Source organism: Sphingopyxis sp. OPL5, assembly GCF_003797775.2.
GTDB lineage: Bacteria > Pseudomonadota > Alphaproteobacteria > Sphingomonadales > Sphingomonadaceae > Sphingopyxis.
In genome coordinates this window covers 1,450,956-1,468,646 of sequence record NZ_CP060725.1, presented here as the reverse complement: position 1 = coordinate 1,468,646, position 17,691 = coordinate 1,450,956, and the positions used below count along the sequence as shown (strand labels likewise).

Genomic DNA, 17,691 nt, shown 5'->3' with positions numbered 1-17,691 from the left:
CCTTTGCCGCTTGGAAGAAGGAAGGCGGGTCCCGGGTCAAGCCCGGGATGACGATGTCGTGGAGGTCGGCTGACAATCAGCCGGCGCCGACATCTAAGAACCATATAGGTTATTTATCTTGACATCGCCACGCTGATCTGGCACATATGTCTCATCATGCAGAATTGCGAGTCGGGCCGGGGCCTCTTCCGATGGGAGGGGCTTTCCGGCCCCTTTGCTTTGGAGGCGGGCGATATGGACGAGGAAATCATTCCGAACCAGAAGGGGCAGTTGCAGCGCCGGGCGGTGCGGAAAAACGGGTGGACGGCGGCGAAGCGCGCGGCGTTCCTGGCCGAGCTGGCGCAGAGCTGTAACGTCAGCCGCGCGAACAAGGCGGCGGGGGTCGCGACGCGCAGCGCCTATCTGCTCCGCGCGCGCGATCCCGAATTTGCGCGGCAGTGGCAGGCGGCGCTGGAGATCGGGTACGAACGGCTCGAAATGGCGCTGGTCCGCCGTGCGTTACAGGTGGTCGAAGGGATCGATCTTGATGAGGGTGCGGAACCGGTCGAGAAAATGACGGTGGAGCAGGCGATGAACCTGCTCAACCTGCATCGCCGCAGCGTGCAGCAGGGGCATGCGGCGAAACGCCGGCAGCCCGAGCGGCATGTCGCGACGCAGGAGGAGACCGACGCGGCGCTGATCAAGCGGATCGGCATGGTGCTGCGCCAGCGTGCGGCGCGCGGGGCGTTGCCGCCGCCTTCGCCTCCTCCGCCGAAGGGTGGCGCGGCTCCGGAGGGGCCGGAGCCGCTATGTGGTTGACCGATGCCGACCCCGACGCGACCGACGCGGTCACGCGGCAGTGGCGGTCGGACGACCTGATCGCGTGGCTGCGCAGCCTGACACCGAGGGAATTGCGCGATGTGCTGCGCGGGCTGACCGAGGGGCAGAAGGCCGAGCTGGTCCGGCGCTGGTACGGGTTCCAAAATGACGGGCAGCGTACCCCGCCGGGGGACTGGCGGATCTGGCTGATCCAGGCGGGGCGCGGGTTCGGCAAGACGCGGGCGGGCGCCGAATGGGTGAGCGAGGTGGCGCGCGATCGGCCGGGGGCGCGGATCGCGCTGGTCGCGGCGACGATCGCCGACGGGCAGCGGGTGATGATCGAGGGGCCGAGCGGGCTGCTGACCGTGGCGCGGTCGCACGAGACGCCGCGCTGGGTCGCGGGGCGGCGCGAGCTGCTGTTCGACAGCGGCGCGGTGGCGATGCTCTATTCGGCCGAAGCCGGCGAGGAATTGCGCGGGCCCGAACATCATGCGGCGTGGTGCGACGAGCTGGCGAAATGGCGGCGCGGGACGGCGGCGTGGGACAATCTGATGCTGGGCATGCGGCTGGGCGAGCGTCCGCGGGTGCTGGTGACGACGACGCCGCGGACAAATGCGGCGATGCGGCGCGTGCTGGCGGCGCCGGGCATGGTGCCGACCTATGGGCGGACGGGCGAGAACCCGCATCTGCCCGAAAGCTTCGTCGAGGCGATGCTGGCGAGCTATGGCGGGACGCGGCTGGGGCGGCAGGAGCTGGGCGGCGAGATGCTCGAGGATGTCGAGGGGGCGTTGTGGAGCCGCGCGCTGGTCGAGGCGTGCCGGGTCGATGCGGATGCGGTCGGCAAGCCGGTGCGGGTGGTGATCGGGGTCGATCCGCCGGCGACCAGCGAAGGCGACGCGTGCGGGATCGTCGTCGCGGCGCTGCTGCGCGACGGGCGGCTGGCGGTGCTGGAGGATGCGAGCGTCGAAAAGGCGTCGCCTGGCGTGTGGGCGCAGGCGGTCGCCGCGGCGGCGGCGCGCCGGGGCGCCGACCGGGTGGTCGCCGAGAGCAATATGGGCGGCGAGATGGTGACGGGCACGCTGCGCCAGGCCGATTGTTCGCTGCCGGTGGTGCCGGTGCACGCGAGCGTCGGCAAGGCGCGGCGCGCCGAGCCCGTGGCGCTGGCCTATGAGCGCGGGCAGGTGGTCCATGCGGGGGTGTTCGCGGAGCTGGAGGACCAGCTGTGCGGGTTCCAGGTCGGCGGCGGCTATGCGGGGCCGGGGCGGTCGCCCGATCGCGCCGACGCGTGCGTGTGGGCGCTGGCGGAGTTGCTGCGCGGGATGGGAACGGCGGGGCCGGGGGTACGGCGGGTTCAGGCGTCGCCCCGCGAAGGCAGGGGCCTCAATTGGTTTACACGGCGCGGCTGGACAAAGCCGACAGCGGCCCCCGCCTTCGCGGGGGCGACGAGTCAGGAGAACATCATGAACTGGTTTGGCCGCAAGGCCGCGCAGCATCCTGCGCGGCCCGCTTTGTCGCGGGTGTACGGGAGCTGGTCGGCGCCCGCGCCCTTGTCGTTCGAGGCGCAGGTGCGGGAGGGGTATCTGGCGAACCCGATCGTGCGGCGCAGCGTGCAACTGGTTGCCGAGGCGGTCGGCGGGGCGCCGCTGGAGGCGAGCGATCCGGCGCTGGCCGCGCTGGTGGCGGGGACGTCGGGCGGGCAGGGGTTGCTCGAGACGCTGGCGGCGCAGTTGCTGCTGCACGGCAATGGCTATGTGCAGATTTTGGGCGACGGCGCGGGGGCGCCGGCGGAGCTGTTCGCGCTGCGCCCCGAGCGGGTGACGGTCGAGGCCGATGCGCGCGGCTGGCCGGTCGCTTATCGCTACAAGGCCGGGGGTAGCGCGGCGGTGCTGGCGGCCGAGGATGGCGCGGGGCGGACCGCGGTCGTCCATCTGAAGGCGCCGCATCCGCTCGACGATCATTATGGTGCGGGATGCCTCGGCGCGGCGGCGGCGGCCATCGCTGCGCATAATGCCGCGACGGGGTGGAACCGCGCGCTGCTGGAGAATGCGGCGCGGCCGTCGGGGGCGCTGGTCCATGATCCGGGCGACAAGGGGGTGCCGCTGTCGGCCGAACAGGTCGAAAGATTGCGTGAGGAGCTGGCCGAGGGGTTTGCCGGCGGGGCGAATGCGGGGCGGCCGTTGCTGTTGGAGGGCGGATTGCGCTGGCAGGCGCTGTCGCTGTCGCCGGCGGATATGGATTTCCTCGAGCTGAAACATAGCGCGGCGCGCGAGATCGCGATGGCGTTCGGGGTGCCGCCGATGCTGCTCGGGCTGCCGGGCGATGCGACCTATGCCAATTACAAGGAAGCGAACCGGGCTTTGTGGCGGCTGACGGTGCTGCCGCTGGCGGGGAAGATTTTGGGCGGGATCGCGCAGGGGCTGCGCGGGTGGTTTCCCGATGCGGCGCTGCGGGTCGACCTGAACAAGGTGCCGGCGCTGACCGAGGAACGGATGATGCTGTGGCACGAGGTGTCGGCGGCGGACTGGCTGACGGCGGACGAGAAGAAGGCGTTGCTGGGAGTTTGAAGCGTCGCCCCCGCGAAGGCGGGGGCCGCTGGCGACCTGGCGCTACGCCGATAGCGGCCCCCGCCTTCGCGGGGGCGACGGGAGTGATCGACATGGATGAAGAGGAAGCGTTGGCGCGGCTGGTCGCGCTGGCGGGGACGGGTGCGTCTTCGGATGCCGCGGTGCTGCGCGCGCTGATCGAGGAGGCGAGCGAGCTAGGGCGCGGCGGGCGCTGGCGCGGCTCGGGCTCTCGGACGCGGCGGCACGCGATGACATCGTTGACCTTAGGCAGCTGCTGGGGGCGTGGCGCGACGCGAAGACGAGCGCGTGGAAGGCGGCGGTCGACTGGGCGGTGCGGGCGCGCTGGCGCTGCTGGTCGTCGGGCTGGCGGTGAAGCTGGGGTTGCCGGGGTTGCTGCGGTGAGGGGGTTGCTGACATGCCCTCCCTAACCCCTCCCGCGAGCGGGAGGGGGACATAAGGTTCGCCGGTTATGCGTCGGTGTTCGACCGGGTCGATCGCGGCGGCGATGTCGTGCGCAGCGGCGCTTTTGCGCGCAGCCTGGCGGCGGGCGGGGCGGTGCCGCTGTTGTGGCAGCACCGGCCCGGGGCGGTGATCGGGACGATCGAGGGCTTGGTCGAGGATGCGCGCGGGCTGCGGGTGGTGGCGCGGGTGACGCATCCGACCGCGGCGGCGCTGGTCGCGCGCGGGGCGCTGACGGGATTGTCATTCGGGTACCGGGTGCGGGCGATGCGGGGAGCGAACCCGCGCGAACTGTTGGCGCTCGACCTGGCGGAGGTGAGTTTGGTGGCGGCGCCGATGCAGGCGCTGGCGCGGGTGATTGCGGTGGATCGCGCCCCCAGATCATGCGAAGACGCACCCGGAAAACTTGCTGGGGGAGTGACTTAGATGCGTTCGTTGTTTGTGATTTCGGCGGCGATTCTGGCGGCGTCGATCGCGCCTGCGGCGCAGGCGGCGCCGATGACCTATGGCTGCGATACGGCCGCTGGGCGATTTTCGGCCATTGAGGTCGAACTGCCGGGTGCCGGGCTGGTCGTCAGCGGCACGATCACGCCGAACGAGTTTCGCAAGGACGCGCAATGGGCGCCCGGTGCTTGGGTGCGTATCGAGACGGGCGACGGTCAAAATAGCGCCGAAGTGCGCTTTATCAGCGTTGCCAAAGCCAAGGAGGGTGCTCTGACGCTGGGTGGCAAGGTGGCTGGTGCCGAGCGCAAGGGCGATCCGCAACTTGCGGCGATCGGCAAGCCCTTTGCTTTCAGCATCCAAGTGCTGGGTCCGTCTGAAGTATTGGTGGCGGCAGGGAGCCAGAAGGCAAAGCTACCGGCGGCGATGGGGGACAAAGTGAAACTGACGGTCGCCTGTTCGACCGGTGATTTCGTCTTTTCGGACCTGGAGTGGAAATCGGCGCCGTAAGTTCGGCGTCTTTCGCGAAGGCTGCGGGCCGTTCCCATCCGGGAGCGGCCCTTTTTTTATGCGGTGAAGGAGTGACGGGCATGGAGTTGGATATCGAAGTGAAGGCTGATGCGCTCGATAGGGCGTTCGATGCGGTGTTGGCGGCGGAGGCGGTCGATGATTTGCGGGCGTCGGTGTCGGCGCTGAAGGCGCAGGTCGATGCGCAGGCTGTCGCGGCGGCGCGGCTGCCGCTCGATGGGGCGAAGGCGGCCGATCCGGCGCGCGACGCCTTTGTCGAGCGATACCTGCGGCGCGGCATCGACGCGGGGGTGGAGATGAAGAGCCTGTCGGGGGCGTCGGGCGGTGAGGGCGGCTATGCGGTGCCGCGCGAGATCGACGGGACGATCGCGGCGACGCTGAAATCGCTGTCGCCGATCCGTAGCATCGCGACCGTCGTGCAGACGGGGACGAGCGGCTATCGCAAGCTGGTCGCGACCGGGGCGACGGGGGCGGGATGGGTCGGCGAGACCGCGGCGCGGCCCGAGACCGGAACGCGCAGCTTTGCCGAGATCGCGCCGCCGTCGGGCGAGCTTTACGCCAATCCGGCGGCGAGCCAGGCGATGCTCGACGATGCGATGTTCGATGTCGAAAGGTGGCTGGCCGACGAGATCGCGCGCGAATTCGCGGTCGCCGAAGGCGCGGCTTTTGTGAGCGGCAACGGGACGAACCGGCCCAAGGGCTTCCTTGATGCGGCGACGACCAACGAGGTCGATGGCGCGCGGGCGTTCGGGACGCTGCAATATCTGGCGTCGGGCGCGGCGGGGGCGTTCGCGGCGTCGAACCCGCAGGACAAGCTCGTCGAGCTGGTCCATGCGCTGCGCGCGCCGTACCGGCAGGGCGCGGCGTGGGTGATGAACAGCGATACGCTGGCGCGGATCCGCAAGTTCAAGACGAGCGACGGCGCGTTTTTGTGGCAGCCGGGGCTGGTCGAAGGGCAGGCGGCGACGCTGCTCGGCTATCCGGTGGTCGAGGCCGAGGATATGCCGGCGGTGGGGGCGAACAGCCTGTCGATCGCCTTCGGCAATTTCCGCGCCGGCTATTTGATCGCCGACCGCGGCGAGACGCGCATCCTGCGCGATCCGTTCAGCAACAAGCCCTTTGTGCATTTTTATGCAACCAAGCGGGTGGGCGGTGCGATCATCAATTCGGAAGCGATCAAGCTGATGAAATTCGCCGCCAGCTGATCTGGCGTGCGATGGGGCGCCCGGCCCCGGTCCTTTCCCTTTCGGTAGGGGCCGGACGCTTATTTTTTGCCGGATGCTTCGCGTCTGGCCTGTTCGGCTCTCGCTTCGGCTATCTGCCGGTCGATATCATCGCCGCCGCCGGTGAATTTGTCGGCGGTGATCCGGCTGCTTGCATGAATCTGGCGGGCGGTGGTGAAATGCGCAATCGTGCTTTCGAGATTGCCCTGTGCCCCGTCGATCATGGCGAGCGCCATATGGGCGATCATCAGCGGCACGTCCTGCGCCGGGTAGAGGCGCGGCGACGCCTGCGCGATCACATGTTCGGCAGCCGCGACTGCAGTCCGGCTTTCGGGGCCTGCGACCGTCTGGCCGGCGGGCGGTAGCTGTATCCAGGCGTCGATCTCGGCGACCAGCGGCGCGTTGGCACGGTAGGTTTCGAGCACGGGCCAGCAGCTTTGGATCGCTTGTAGCACGCCCAGCGCCGTGGTGCCCTCGCAGCCCGAAAGATCGGCGCGCCGATCGGGCGCGATATCGATCCCTTGCGGCCCGTGCGCGACGATGTTGCGGATTTCGGCGTCGACCGGATCGGGCGGTGGCAGCGCATCGACGTCGATCTGCGCCAAGGCGGGCGACGACAGCAGGGCGAGCGGGGCGAGCAGTAGTCGGAGGCGTGATTTCATGATGATGCGTGCCTCCGGTGGTGGCGCGCCTTTGTCAAGCCGGTCGGTGGTCGGCGGGATTCGCGACGCGCATAAGGAGAGTTTTCATGCCGACGATATTTTTTGCCGACCTGGTGCGCGAGACGAGCACCGGGACGGGTAGCGGTGCGCTCATGCTGGGCGGTGCGGTGGCGGGGCATCGGCGGTTTGCCGATGTCGTGCCGGGCGGCGCGAGCTTTCACTACAGCATTGCAGGGGTGCGCCATGCCGACGAATGGGAGGTCGGGACCGGCGGGCTCGATGCCGAGGGGCGGTTGCGGCGCGATGTTGTCGCGGCGTCGTCGAACGGCGGGGCGCCGGTGGTGTTTTCGGCGGGGATCAAGACGGTCGCGCTGACGGTGGGCGCGGGGTGGCTGACGGCGACCGATGGCGCGCTGGCGGCAGCGACCGCCGGGGTTGCCACCAACGGCGCGGCGCTGACGGCGACGGGGGTGACGATCGCGGCGCAGGGCGCCGCGATCGGGGCGGCGCAGGCGGCGATTGCCGCTCATGATAGTGCGCTTGCGGGCAAGCAGCCGATCTCGACCGGGCATGCCGCGGCGACCTTTGTCGAGGCGGCCGACAGCGTCACGGTGCGGCGCGGCAGCGGCTGGGTGAATGTGCCGGCGACCACGCTGGTCCATCAGCGCAGCGGTGGCGGGTTCGTGTGCGCGGGCAATCTGGGGGTCGGCGACGACGCGCCGGGGCAGCGGCTGGTGATCAAGGGCAGTTCGGCGGTCGACGGCAGCGCGCCGGTGGTGGCCGAGATTGCCGATACGCAGGCGGGAGCCGCAGGCTGGACGGCGAACGCGGTCTTCGCGGCGCTCAATTTTCGCAGCGCCGACGGGTCGGTGACGGGCGCCGGGGTGCGCGCGCAGATTGCGGCGACGATGCCGGTCGCGCATGGCGGGCAGACCGACCTGAAGCTGAGCGCGTCGGGGGTCACCCTGCTCGACCGCGCGGTCGTGCTCGAAAGTTCGGGGCGGTTCCGGCCCGGCACCGACAATAGCCAGCAGCTCGGCGGCGCGAGCCAGCGCTGGTCGACGGTCTATGCGGCGACGGGGACGATCAACACGTCCGATGCGCGCGAGAAGCATTGGCAGGGCGCGGCGAGCGCCGCCGAGATACGCGCGGCGCGGCGGATATCGGGCGAGCTGGGTTTTTTCCAGTGGACCGACGCGATCGCGGCGAAGGGCGCCGATGCGGCGCGGCGGCATTTCGGGGTGCGGGCGCAGGCGGTGTGGGACATCATGGCCAACGAGGGGCTGGTCGATCCGGTCGGCGACGAGGGTCGGCCGGGGCGGACCCCCTATGCCTTTCTGTGTTTCGACCGGTGGCAGGATGGCGCGGGCGTCTGGCACGACCGGTTCGGGGTGCGCGGCGACCAGCTGGCGCTGTTCCTGATCGCCGGGCTGGCGAGCGAGATCGCGGCATGATCGGGGCGCGGGCGCTGGGCGCCGGCGCGATCGGCGATGCGGGTTCGCGCGACCTGGCGAGCGAATTTCCGGGGCCGCGGGTCGGCGCGGCGCGCGGCGACGGGCGCGGGCGGACGGCGGGGTCGCAGGCGGGGGAGCGGGTGGTGCGGGTGCGGCGGGGTTGAGTTCACCGATCCTCCCTGTGGCGAAGCCATGGGGAGGTGGCAGCGGCGAAGCCGCTGACGGAGGGGCCGACGCCGGCAGGCGGCGGTGCAAGGCCGCGGCCCCTCCACCACCGCTTCGCGGCGGTCCCCCTCCCCATCGCTTCGCGACAGGGAGGATCATTGGTCGGCCTGGCGCGCCGCTTTTCGGGACGGGAGAAAACAGATGCTGATGATCAAGGACCCGGGGGCGCGGGTCGATTATGCGTTCGATTGGGGCGATGCCTATGTCGACGGGCAGGTGATCGTCGCGGCGAGCTGGGCGGTCGAACCCGCGCTTGCCGGCGGCGTCGCGGTGTCGGGGGCGAGCCATGATTTGCTGCGCTGCGCGGCGACGTTGGACGGCGGCGAGGCGGGCGGCGTCTATCGGGTGACCAACCGGGTGACGCTGAGCGACGGGCAGATCGACCAGCGGTCGCTGACGCTGCGGGTGGAGGAACGCTGATGATATCGCAGATCGAGAAAGGCGCGGCGCCGGTCGGCGTCGCCGAGGCGAAGGCGTGGCTGCGGCTGGGCGCCGGACAGGACGACGCGGTGGTCGCGGGTCTGATCCGCAGCGCCGCCGACCTTTGCGAGGCGTTCACCGGCCAGATGCTGATCGTGCGGACGGTGCGCGAGGAGATGGTGGTGAAGCGTGGCTGGACGCGGCTGTGCAAGCGGCCGGTTGTCGCAGTCGACGCGGTGACCGGGCTGGTCGGCGAGGAGGAGATCGTGCTGGCGGACGAAGCCTGGCGCGCCGAAATCGACCGCGATGGCGGCGCGCGGCTGGCGATCGATGCGCCGGGCGAGGCGACGCGGGTGCGCGTGACCTATCGCGCCGGGCTGGCGGCCGACGCGAACGGGGTGCCCGAGGCGATCCGCCAGGGGCTGATCCGGATGATCCAGCATCTGCACGAGGCGCGCGACGATGGCGCGCGCGAGGTGCCGGCGATCATCGCGGCGCTGTGGCAGCCCTGGCGCCCGATGGGTCTGGGAGCAGGCGCGTGGCGATGAACGCCGAACAGGCGGTGCGCGCGCGGGCGCTGGCGCTGCTGGCGGACGACGCGGCGCTGGCGGGGCTGGTGCACGGGGTGTTCGACGGGGTGCCGGCGCGGGCGAGCGCGCCCTATGTCAGCGTCGGCGCGGCCGAGGGGAGCGATTGGGGGACCAAGGATGTCGCGGGACGCGAGGTGCGGCTGACGCTGGCGCTGGTCGGGGTTGGCGCGGCATCGGGCGATGACGCGGCGGGGCGGATCGAGGCGCTGGTGCCGGGGCTGCGGGGGACGGGCGATGGCTGGAATATTGTCGGCGCGCGGGTGGTGCGGACGCGGTTCGGCTTTGCGAAGGATGGGGGTGGCGGCACGAGATCGTCGTGCGGTGCCGGTGTTTGGTGGGGTGAGGTGATACGTCGCCCCCGCGACGGCGGGGGCCGCTGGAGATGTTAGGCAAGGCCGATTGCGGCCCCCGCCTTCGCGAGGGCGACGGTAGTTTTTGCTGCACTTTTTGCTGCGGCCTTGCCGCGGCGCTTATTCGCCGCCGGGCAGGGTGTTGGTCGAGCTGTAATCCTTGAACTTGTCGGTGAAGTTCGCGTGATAATCCTCGATCTGCATGTCGGCGTCGTCGGTGGCGTTCTTTTCGCTGTCGCCGGCGGCGCGGCCGAAGGCGATCACCGCGGCGCGGAAGGCGTCGCGCTCGGACGAGCAGGTCGATTTCAGCGCCATTTCATATTCGGCGTCGCCCATCTTGGCCTCGAGCGACTTCTTCATGTCGTCGCGCAGGCATTTGGTGAAGGCGGCGCGCGTCGTGTCGACGCTGGCGGTCGACGCCGGCGCCATGGTGGCCAGAAGTATCGTTGCAATCAGCATCCTGCGACTCCCCGTTTACGCATGATTTTATGTTGAGGAGATTAGACGATGGCAATCGAAAATGGGAGCGCCTTTTTGCTCAAGATCGGCGACGGCGGCGTGCCGCCCGCGTACCAGACGGTCGCGGGTTTGCGGACGACGCAAATGTCGGTGAACGGCGAGGCGGTCAACGTCACGACCAAGGACAGCGGTGGCTGGCGCGAGCTGTTGTCGGGCGCCGGGGTGCGCTCGGTTTCGGTGAGCGCGGCGGGGATTTTTACCGGCTCGGATGCCGAGGTGCGGCTGCGCGGCCATGCCTTGTCGGGGGCGATCGACGCCTATGAACTGGCGTTCGAAAGCGGCGAGCGAATGCAGGCGCGGTTCCTGGTGACGCGGCTCGACTATGCCGGCGATTATAACGGTGAGCGGCAATATACGCTGAACCTCGAGAGCAGCGGTCCGGTGGTGAGCCTGTGACCGGGGTGGCGGCGAACAGGCTGCGCGGCGAGGCCGAGCTGCGGGTCGGCGAGGCGGCGTTCGTGCTGCGGCCGAGCTTTGCAGCATTGGTCGCGGCGGAGGACGAGCTGGGGCCGCTGTTCGCCCTGGTCGAGCGCGCGGCCGACGGCCGGCTGGGGCTGGGCGAACTGGCGGCGCTGTTCTGGCATTGCGTCGAGGGGCGGCCCGAAGCGCTGACTCGCGCGGCGGTGGGTGAGGCGGTGGTGGCGCAGGGGCTGGTCGCGGTGACGCCGGCGCTGCGCGTGCTGCTCGGCCAGATATTGCAGGGACGATGAGCGACGCGTTCGGGCCGGGCGCGGTGCGGCTGGCCGGGGTGATGGCGCGCGTCGCGGGGTGGCTGCCCGGACAGTTCTGGGCGGCGACCCCCGCCGATGCGGCGGCGGTGCTAGCGGCGTGGGCCGACGAGGATGGCGCGGCGACACCGGTGGGGCGCGATGTGCTGGGCGCGATGATGGAGGCTTTTCCCGATGGGTGACGAGATCGACGAGATGCTGGTGACGGTGCGTGCCGACACGAGCGTCTTCCAGCGCGACGTCGCGGCGATGCGCGCGACGCTGGAGGGGCCGCTGATCGCGGGCGCCGATGCGGCGGGGCGCGGGATCGAACGCGCGCTGAGCCGCGCGATCCTGACCGGCAAGCTGGGGTTCGAGGATCTGAAGCGGGTGGCGCTGTCGGTGATGGCCGACATCGCGCGCGCGTCGATTTCGAACGCGCTGGGGGCGGGCAGCCGGGCGGCGGCGGGGGCGGCAGCGGATTGCTGGCGCTGGCGACGTCGATCGTGCAGGCGCTGTTCGGGGCGCCGGGGCGCGCGACGGGCGGGCCGGTGAGCGCCGGACGCGCCTACCGCGTCGGCGAGCGCGGGCCCGAGCTGTTCGTGCCGACCGCGAGCGGGCGGATCGAGCCGGCGACGGGCGGGGCGGTGCGCAACATCGCGATCACGGTGAATGTGCGCGGCGAGGGCGGCAGCGAGCCGGCGCGGCTGGCGCAGACCGGACGGCAACTGGCGCGCGCGGTGCGGCGCGCGATGGAGCAGGACTGATGGGCTGGGCGCTGGTCGCGGCCGAGCCGCATCACAGGAAGGGGTGGATCAAGCGCTTCGATCCGCGGTTCTGGACGGTCGATTTTGCGCGGCCGATGATGGCGAGCGTCACGACGATCGGGGCGCGGTCGCTGCGGGCTGAGACGGTCTTTTATCAAAAGCAGGACCTGGCGGGGCTGATCTGGGCGGCGGAGGATCGCTGGGATCATCCGTTGCTCGCCTATGCGACCAGCCGCGATTTTCGGCATTGCCAGCTGAGCTTTCGCTGGCGGTCGGGTGGGGTCAAGCCGCTCGACGCGCTGCACGGCCCGACGCTGACGATCGAGGGGCGCGATGCGGACGGGGAGGCGCGGGCCTGGTATGTAAGGCTGTGGAACTATGCCGTGGGGACGGGCGAGAATGCGCTCGTCACCCTCGATTTCGATGCGCTCGACGGCGGCTATCTGTTGCCCGGCGAGGCCGATCGGGTGTGGGCGGGCGACATCGACCGGATGTTCGTGTCGCTGGTGCCGCCCGGCTATGACGGAAGCGAGGGCGTGCTGATGGCGCCGGTCGCGGGCTGGGCCGAGATGAGCGACATCGCCTGTTCGGGGTCGGGATCGGTGCTGGCGATCGGCGATGCGATGCTGCCCGAACATGGGCTGGGGATGACGAACGGCTATGACGATATCTATCACCTGACCCCGGCGCGGGTGGTGCGGCAGATTGTCGCGCTCGGTTATCGCGGCGATGTCGTCCATTATGTCGGGATGAGCCATTATATGCGGCTCGAGGCGTCGGGCGGGGGCTTTTACGCGAGCCTGGCCGGCGGGACGATCAACGCGCCGTGCGCGCTGTAGCATGCGGGCTTTGCCGGCGTATGCGCAGAGGCGGGGCTGGGGGTGATCTGGTCGCTGTCCTATGAATATTTCGACGAATATTGCTGGAACGACTGGAAGCAGCGTGACGCCGAGGGCGCGCCGGCGCTGACCGGATGGGTGCCGCCGTCGACTTTGCTGTCGCCCGCCAATGCGGTGGCGATGGGCTATCTGCAGCTGGTCGCGCGGGCTTTCGTGGCGATCGCGGTGGCGGCGGAGCTGCCGGTGAAGTTCCAGGTCGGCGAGCCCTGGTGGTGGGTCAATCCGGCCGGCAAGATTTGCGGTTACGATGCCGCGACGACGGCGGCGCTCGGCGGGACGAGTGTCGCAATCCCCGACCTGCGCGCGGCGCTCGACGGCGGACAGCGAGCGATGCTCGATGCATTGGGGGCGTTGCTCGCGGCATCGACTGCGGCGCTGGTCGCGGCGGCGCGTGACGAGGCGGGGGGCGCTGGGCTGGCGAGCCATTTGCTGGTGTTCCTGCCGACGGTGCTTGATCCCGCGGCGCCCGAGGTGCGGCGGGCGAATGTGCCGGTCGGATGGGCGGCGCCGGCGTTCGATGTGCTCCAGTTGGAGGACTATGACTGGGTGACCGGCGGGCGTGGGGCCGAGACCGGACCGGCACGCGCGGCGATGGTCGATCGACTGGGCTATCCGATTGACGAACAGCATTATTTTTCGGGGTTCGTGCTGCGGGCGGAGGATCGCGACCAATGGGCGGCGATCGCCGAGGCGGCCGGGGCGAGCGTGCGCGCGGGGGTGGCCCGCACGTTCGTCTGGGCGCTGCCGCAGGTCGCGCGCGACGGGTTCGTCTGGTTCGACGGGGAGGATGACGTGCAGGCATTTGATGCGGTGGATTTCCCGCTGGCGATCGGGCGCGAGGCGCTCAGCGTGACCGAATTTTCGACCCAGATCGTGAGTTCGCCGTCGGGGCACGAGCAGCGCGCGAGCGAATGGGCCGAGGCGCGGATGCGCTACGATGCGGGGCCGGGGGTGCGGTCGGAGGGTGACGTGCGGGCGCTGGCCGCCTTCTTCCGCGCGCGGCGCGGTACGGCGCGGGCGTTCCGGTTTCGCGATCCGTTCGACCATGGGTCGGCGGCGGATGGCGGGTTGCCGACGGCGTCCGACCAGTGGCTGGGGATCGGTGATGGGAGCCGACGGCAGTTTGCGTTGGTGAAGCGTTATGGCGCGGGCGAGGCGGTGCAGGAGCGGGCGATCCGCCTGCCGGTCGCGGGCAGCGTCAGGGTGTCGGTCGACGGGGTCGAGACGGCGGCGTTTGTCATCACCGGCGATGGCGAGGTGCTGCTCGATGTCGCGCCTGCCGTCGGGATCGCGGTGCGCGCGGGGTTTCGCTTCGATGTGCCGGTGCGTTTCGCCGAGGATCGGCTGGAGGTGAGCCGCGCGACCTTTCTGGCGGGCGAGATGGCGAATGTGCCGCTGGTCGAGGTGCGGGCGCCGCAAGGGATTTCGGCGTGACGCTGACCGCCGCGCCCGACTGGCTGCGCGAGGAGCTGGTGACGCTCGCCTGGTGCTGGCGGCTGGCGCGGCGCGACGGGGTGGTCGTTGGGCTGACCTCGCACGACCGCGACCTGATGCTGGGCGGCACATTGTATCGCGCGGCGCCGGGGATGAAGCCGTCGGCGCTCGAGACGAGCGACAACCTCGATGTCGAGACGATGGACCTGGAGGGCGCGGTGTCGAGCGCGGCGATCGCCGCCGCCGACCTCGACGCGGGGCGCTGGGACGGCGCGCAGCTGGCGCTGATGGTGGCCGACTGGAGCACGCCCGACGCGGCGCCGGTGGTCGTGGCGCGCGGCGAACTGGGCGCGGTCGAGCGACGGGGATCGGCCTTCGCCGTGGAATTGCAGGGCGTGATGCGGTCGCTCGACGGGCCGGCCTGCCCGGCGACGTCGCCGTCGTGCCGCGCGGCGTTGGGCGACCGGGCGTGCCGGGTCGACCTGGCGCCCCTGACGCATATGCGACGGGTGGTCGCGGTCGACGGGCGCGCGGTGACGCTCGACGCGCCGGTCGCGGCGGGGACGATGGCGTTCGGCGAATTGCTGTGGATCGAGGGCGCGGCGTGCGGGCTGGCATCTCCGGTGATCGCCGACGACGGGGCGGTGCTGGTGCTGGCCGAGGTTCCGGGGGTTCTGCCCGCATTGCCGGCGCGGGTGCGGCTGACCGAGGGGTGCGACCGGCAATTGGCGACGTGCGGCGCACGCTTTGCCAATGCGGTGAATTTTCGTGGCGAGGCGCATCTGCCGGGCAATGACCTGCTGACGCGCTATCCGGGTGGATGAGCTTGGTTGCCGTGCCTTTGCGGCGGCGCGGGCGATGGTCGGGGTGCGGTTCCGGTTGCAGGGAAGCGATCCGGCGACGGGGCTAGACTGCGTGGGGCTGGTGTGGGCGGCCTATGCCGTGGCGGGGAAACGGCTGGTGCGGCCGGGCGATTATCCGCTGCGCGGGTGGGCGCAGGGGCGGGTCGAGGCGGGGCTCGCTGATGCCGGGTTCGGGCCGGTGGCGGATAGGCGCGTCGGCGATGTCGCGTTGTTCGCGTTGGCGGCGGGCAGTTTCATCTGGGGCTGATCGGACCCGCGAGCCTGGTGCATGGGCATGCCGGGCTGCGGCGGGTGGTCGAGACGCCTTTGGGTGATGAGCTTTGGGAGGCGGAGCGGTGGCGGTTTCGGAGTAGGGCGGACATAAGATCCTCCCTGTGGCGAAGCCATGGGGAGGGGACCGCGCCCGTAGGGCGTGGTGGAGGGGCCGAAAGCTTGCACCGCCGCCTGACGGCGTCGGCCCCTCCGTCAGCGCTTCGCGCTGCCACCCCCCATGGCTTCGCCACAGGGAGGAATCATATGCCCGCTACCGCGCGAAATCGGTCATCGCGCGGCGGCCCGCACCCCTCATTTTTCGAGGAGCATAGTCATGGCAACCTTGGTGCTGTCGGTCGTCGGTCAGGTGATCGGCGGGCGATCGGGTCGGCGATCGGCGCCTTTATCGGGCAGCAGATCGACGCCGAAATCTTCAAGCCCAAGGGGCGCGAAGGGCCGCGGCTGGCCGATCTGAAGGTGCAGGCGTCGACCTATGGCCAGCCCATCCCGCAATTGTTCGGGACGATGCGCGTCGCCGGCAGCGTGATCTGGGCGACCGACCTGATCGAGCGGCGTGAGAAGCATGGCGGGGGCAAGGGGCGGCCGTCGACGACCGAGTATAGCTATGCGGTGTCGCTGGCGGTGGCGCTGTCGTCGCGGCCGGTGCGTGCGATCCGGCGCATCTGGGCCGACGGCGACCTGCTGCGCGGGACGAGCGGGACGTTCCGCGAGCGCTGCGCCTTTCGCTGGTACGACGGGAGCGAGGACCAGCCGGTCGATCCGCTGATCGCCTCGGCGGTCGGCATCGGGTCGGCGAGCGCGTTTCGCGGGCTGAGCTATGCGGTGTTCGAGGAACTGGAGCTGGCGAGTTTCGGCAACCGCATTCCGGCGCTGAATTTCGAGGTCGAGGCCGATGCGGGGCCGATCGATGCGGGGCTGGTCGGCGATGCGCTGCTCGGCGAGGCGGGGCGCTGCGCCGGACGCACCGCTTTTTCGGGCTATGCGGCGTCGGGCGACCGGGTGCGCGAGGCGCTGGCGCCGCTGTTCGAGGCCGACGGAGTGCGGCTGGTCGGGGCGACGGACGGTTGGACGCTGGCGCCGACGGGACTGGCCGGCGATCCGGTGGCGCTGGGCGATTTCAGCGAGGCGCGGCGGATATCATCGGCGCGCGACGGGGCAGAAGTGCGCCGGGCGCCGCTGTCGGCGCTGCCCGGGGCGATCCGGTTGCGGCATTACGAACCCGAGCGCGACTATCAACTCGGCCAGCAGAGCGCGCTGGTCGCCGGCGGCGGGCGGCGCGAGGACCGGATCGACCTGCCGGCGGTGCTGCCGGCGGGCGGTGCCCGGGCCCTGGCGCGGCAAATCGCCGCGGCGGCAACCGATGGCCGCGAGACACGGGTGTGGCGCGGCGACCTGGCGGCGCTGGCGTTGCCGGTCGGCGGAGTGGTAACGTTGAACGATTTGGGGGGCGATTCCGGGGGCGATGCGAGCGCGTGGCGCGTGGCGTCGCGGACGGTGAAGGATGACGAGGTCAGGATCGAGCTGCTGCGTCACCAGCCGGTGACGATCGCGGCCGGGGAGGCCGATCCGGGGGTGTCGGTGCCCGCGCCCGACTGGCCCGACAGCGAAGGCGTGGTGCGGCTGTTCGACCTGCCCAACCTCGGCGGCGGCAGCGCGACCGCGCCGCGGATCCTGGTCGCGGCGGCAGGAGGCAATGACGGGTGGCGCGGGGCCGAGACCTGGCTGGTTCCGGCGCCGGGCGCCGAGCCGATCCCGGTCGGGACGATCCGCCCCGCCGCAGCGCTGGGAGCGCTGGCGGCGGCGCTGGACCCCGGCGACGCGACGCTGTTCGACATGGAACACAAAATATTGGTTTCGCTGACGAATCCGTCGATGGTTCTGATGTCGGTCGACGATGCGGCGCTGCTGGGCGGCGCCAATCGCGCCATGATCGGCGACGAGTTGATCCAGTTCGGCGTCGCCGAAGCGCTGGGCGAAACGAGCTGGCGGCTGTCGCGCCTGCTCCGCGGGCGCTCCGGGACGGAGAGGGCTGTGGTGCATGCCGCCGATACGCCCTTTGTCCTGCTCGACGATGCGGCGCCGGTCGTGCTTCCCGATACGCTGGCGCGTTGGGCAGACGGCGGCATGGCGTCACTGCAATGGACGGTGCGCGGCGGCGCCGAACTGACCGAGGTGGCGGTGCCCGATACCGCGGCGGCGTTGCGCCCGCTGGCGCCGGTGCATGGCGCCGTCGCCGGCGATGGCGCGGGCGGGATGCTGGTCGCATGGGTGCGGCGGAGCCGGACCGATACCGGCTGGCGCGACGGGATCGACCTGCCGCTCGGCGAAGGACGCGAGGTCTGGCGGGTGATGGCAGAGCCTCCGGTGGCGGGCAGCGGTCCGTGGGAATGCCCCGCCGCATCGCTGCACCTCGGCGCGGCGGAGATCGCGGCGCTGCCGCCGGGCACGAGCCTCGCGGTCCGCCAGGTCGGCGATTTCGCGCTGTCGCCGCCGCTCATTCTTCCCCTCGATTGAA

At 70.7% G+C, this 17,691-nt stretch carries 17 protein-coding genes and 5 pseudogenes; 20 read left to right on the top strand and 2 right to left on the bottom strand.

From position 1 onward, the window contains the following. Positions 1 to 234: 234 nt before the first annotated feature. The 7 genes and pseudogenes from EEB18_RS07120 (at position 235) to EEB18_RS07090 (ending at position 5,995) form a co-directional block, all read left to right on the top strand. A complete protein-coding gene (locus EEB18_RS07120) occupies positions 235 to 798 on the top strand; it encodes a hypothetical protein (protein WP_187142459.1) in 564 nt (187 codons plus the stop codon). After that, positions 789 to 2,045: pseudogene (locus EEB18_RS07115) on the top strand (terminase large subunit domain-containing protein); the annotation flags it as partial. The gene EEB18_RS07120 and the pseudogene EEB18_RS07115, both read left to right, overlap by 10 nt. A gap of 213 nt (positions 2,046 to 2,258) precedes the next feature. After that, complete coding sequence (locus EEB18_RS07110) at positions 2,259 to 3,362, top strand: phage portal protein (protein WP_187669118.1); 1,104 nt, start codon at positions 2,259 to 2,261, stop codon at positions 3,360 to 3,362. Positions 3,363 to 3,454: 92 nt separating this feature from the next. Further along, positions 3,455 to 3,764, top strand: a pseudogene (locus EEB18_RS07105) (DUF6127 family protein). A 33-nt stretch (positions 3,765 to 3,797) separates the two neighbouring features. Continuing rightward, a pseudogene (locus EEB18_RS07100) lies at positions 3,798 to 4,247 on the top strand (HK97 family phage prohead protease); the annotation flags it as partial. After that, the gene (locus tag EEB18_RS07095; protein WP_187142453.1) at positions 4,248 to 4,772 is read left to right on the top strand and encodes a hypothetical protein; all 525 of its coding nucleotides are present in this window, start codon (positions 4,248 to 4,250) and stop codon (positions 4,770 to 4,772) included. 80 nt (positions 4,773 to 4,852) lie between these two features. Beyond that, entirely contained in the window at positions 4,853 to 5,995 is a 1,143-nt protein-coding gene (locus tag EEB18_RS07090) for a phage major capsid protein (RefSeq protein ID WP_187142452.1), read from the top strand. 59 nt (positions 5,996 to 6,054) lie between these two features. Here EEB18_RS07090 and EEB18_RS07085 read toward each other — a convergent pair whose 3' ends face one another. Beyond that, on the bottom strand, positions 6,055 to 6,675 hold the full coding sequence (locus EEB18_RS07085) for a hypothetical protein (RefSeq protein ID WP_187142451.1): 621 nt from the start codon (positions 6,673 to 6,675) through the stop codon (positions 6,055 to 6,057). 86 nt (positions 6,676 to 6,761) lie between these two features. Between EEB18_RS07085 and EEB18_RS07080 the strand changes: the two genes are divergently transcribed. The 5 genes from EEB18_RS07080 to EEB18_RS07060 all read left to right on the top strand — a co-directional run bounded on the left by EEB18_RS07080 (position 6,762) and on the right by EEB18_RS07060 (position 9,753). Continuing rightward, the gene (locus EEB18_RS07080) at positions 6,762 to 8,129 is read left to right on the top strand and encodes a tail fiber domain-containing protein (RefSeq protein ID WP_187142450.1); all 1,368 of its coding nucleotides are present in this window, start codon (positions 6,762 to 6,764) and stop codon (positions 8,127 to 8,129) included. Continuing rightward, positions 8,126 to 8,293, top strand: coding sequence for a hypothetical protein (locus EEB18_RS07075; protein ID WP_187669091.1), 168 nt, complete (start codon positions 8,126 to 8,128; stop codon positions 8,291 to 8,293). Before EEB18_RS07080 ends, EEB18_RS07075 begins: the two co-directional genes overlap by 4 nt. Before the next feature lie 202 nt (positions 8,294 to 8,495). Next, complete coding sequence (locus tag EEB18_RS07070) at positions 8,496 to 8,774, top strand: hypothetical protein (protein WP_187142485.1); 279 nt, start codon at positions 8,496 to 8,498, stop codon at positions 8,772 to 8,774. Further along, positions 8,774 to 9,322 carry a hypothetical protein gene (locus EEB18_RS07065; protein WP_187142486.1) on the top strand — a complete coding sequence of 183 codons (549 nt, stop codon included), beginning with the start codon at positions 8,774 to 8,776 and terminating at the stop codon, positions 9,320 to 9,322. The genes EEB18_RS07070 and EEB18_RS07065 overlap by 1 nt, the downstream gene beginning before the upstream one ends. Further along, on the top strand, positions 9,319 to 9,753 hold the full coding sequence (locus EEB18_RS07060) for a DUF3168 domain-containing protein (protein ID WP_262408226.1): 435 nt from the start codon (positions 9,319 to 9,321) through the stop codon (positions 9,751 to 9,753). The genes EEB18_RS07065 and EEB18_RS07060 overlap by 4 nt, the downstream gene beginning before the upstream one ends. 81 nt (positions 9,754 to 9,834) lie before the next feature. On the opposite strand, the gene EEB18_RS07055 is transcribed toward EEB18_RS07060, so the two are convergent. Beyond that, the gene (locus tag EEB18_RS07055; RefSeq protein WP_187142484.1) at positions 9,835 to 10,173 is read right to left on the bottom strand and encodes a hypothetical protein; all 339 of its coding nucleotides are present in this window, start codon (positions 10,171 to 10,173) and stop codon (positions 9,835 to 9,837) included. 48 nt (positions 10,174 to 10,221) lie between these two features. Between EEB18_RS07055 and EEB18_RS07050 the strand changes: the two genes are divergently transcribed. From EEB18_RS07050 to EEB18_RS07015, 8 genes and pseudogenes are all read left to right on the top strand, one after another. Next, positions 10,222 to 10,629, top strand: a complete 408-nt coding sequence (locus tag EEB18_RS07050) for a phage tail tube protein (protein ID WP_187142483.1) — start codon at positions 10,222 to 10,224, stop codon at positions 10,627 to 10,629. After that, complete coding sequence (locus EEB18_RS07045; protein ID WP_187142482.1) at positions 10,626 to 10,943, top strand: gene transfer agent family protein; 318 nt, start codon at positions 10,626 to 10,628, stop codon at positions 10,941 to 10,943. Before EEB18_RS07050 ends, EEB18_RS07045 begins: the two co-directional genes overlap by 4 nt. Next, positions 10,940 to 11,143 (top strand): phage tail assembly chaperone, encoded by a 204-nt coding sequence (locus EEB18_RS07040; protein ID WP_187142481.1) that lies wholly within the window; start codon positions 10,940 to 10,942, stop codon positions 11,141 to 11,143. Before EEB18_RS07045 ends, EEB18_RS07040 begins: the two co-directional genes overlap by 4 nt. Beyond that, positions 11,136 to 11,707, top strand: a pseudogene (locus EEB18_RS07035) (tail tape measure protein). Before EEB18_RS07040 ends, EEB18_RS07035 begins: the two are co-directional and overlap by 8 nt. Beyond that, positions 11,707 to 14,040, top strand: a pseudogene (locus EEB18_RS07030) (DUF2460 domain-containing protein). The pseudogenes EEB18_RS07035 and EEB18_RS07030 overlap by 1 nt, the downstream one beginning before the upstream one ends. Next, the gene (locus tag EEB18_RS07025; RefSeq protein ID WP_187142474.1) at positions 14,037 to 14,864 is read left to right on the top strand and encodes a DUF2163 domain-containing protein; all 828 of its coding nucleotides are present in this window, start codon (positions 14,037 to 14,039) and stop codon (positions 14,862 to 14,864) included. The pseudogene EEB18_RS07030 and the gene EEB18_RS07025 overlap by 4 nt, the downstream one beginning before the upstream one ends. Beyond that, entirely contained in the window at positions 14,857 to 15,150 is a 294-nt protein-coding gene (locus EEB18_RS07020) for a hypothetical protein (protein ID WP_316248986.1), read from the top strand. The genes EEB18_RS07025 and EEB18_RS07020 overlap by 8 nt, the downstream gene beginning before the upstream one ends. A 269-nt stretch (positions 15,151 to 15,419) precedes the next feature. After that, positions 15,420 to 17,690, top strand: a complete 2,271-nt coding sequence (locus EEB18_RS07015) for a phage tail protein (protein WP_262408225.1) — start codon at positions 15,420 to 15,422, stop codon at positions 17,688 to 17,690. Position 17,691 lies beyond the last annotated feature (1 nt).

What these genes read in the sequence shown, in the direction of transcription:
- EEB18_RS07070 (WP_187142485.1), top strand. Translation starts at nt 8,496, where the DNA reads ATGCTGATGATCAAGGACCCGGGGGCGCGGGTCGATTATGCGTTCGAT.
- EEB18_RS07050 (WP_187142483.1), top strand. Translation starts at nt 10,222, where the DNA reads ATGGCAATCGAAAATGGGAGCGCCTTTTTGCTCAAGATCGGCGACGGC.
- EEB18_RS07060 (WP_262408226.1), top strand. Translation starts at nt 9,319, where the DNA reads ATGAACGCCGAACAGGCGGTGCGCGCGCGGGCGCTGGCGCTGCTGGCG.
- EEB18_RS07075 (WP_187669091.1), top strand. Translation starts at nt 8,126, where the DNA reads ATGATCGGGGCGCGGGCGCTGGGCGCCGGCGCGATCGGCGATGCGGGT.
- EEB18_RS07080 (WP_187142450.1), top strand. Translation starts at nt 6,762, where the DNA reads ATGCCGACGATATTTTTTGCCGACCTGGTGCGCGAGACGAGCACCGGG.
- EEB18_RS07120 (WP_187142459.1), top strand. Translation starts at nt 235, where the DNA reads ATGGACGAGGAAATCATTCCGAACCAGAAGGGGCAGTTGCAGCGCCGG.
- EEB18_RS07110 (WP_187669118.1), top strand. Translation starts at nt 2,259, where the DNA reads ATGAACTGGTTTGGCCGCAAGGCCGCGCAGCATCCTGCGCGGCCCGCT.
- EEB18_RS07040 (WP_187142481.1), top strand. Translation starts at nt 10,940, where the DNA reads ATGAGCGACGCGTTCGGGCCGGGCGCGGTGCGGCTGGCCGGGGTGATG.
- EEB18_RS07065 (WP_187142486.1), top strand. Translation starts at nt 8,774, where the DNA reads ATGATATCGCAGATCGAGAAAGGCGCGGCGCCGGTCGGCGTCGCCGAG.
- EEB18_RS07095 (WP_187142453.1), top strand. Translation starts at nt 4,248, where the DNA reads ATGCGTTCGTTGTTTGTGATTTCGGCGGCGATTCTGGCGGCGTCGATC.
- EEB18_RS07055 (WP_187142484.1), bottom strand. Translation starts at nt 10,173, where the DNA reads ATGCTGATTGCAACGATACTTCTGGCCACCATGGCGCCGGCGTCGACC.
- EEB18_RS07015 (WP_262408225.1), top strand. Translation starts at nt 15,420, where the DNA reads ATGCCCGCTACCGCGCGAAATCGGTCATCGCGCGGCGGCCCGCACCCC.
- EEB18_RS07085 (WP_187142451.1), bottom strand. Translation starts at nt 6,675, where the DNA reads ATGAAATCACGCCTCCGACTACTGCTCGCCCCGCTCGCCCTGCTGTCG.
- EEB18_RS07090 (WP_187142452.1), top strand. Translation starts at nt 4,853, where the DNA reads ATGGAGTTGGATATCGAAGTGAAGGCTGATGCGCTCGATAGGGCGTTC.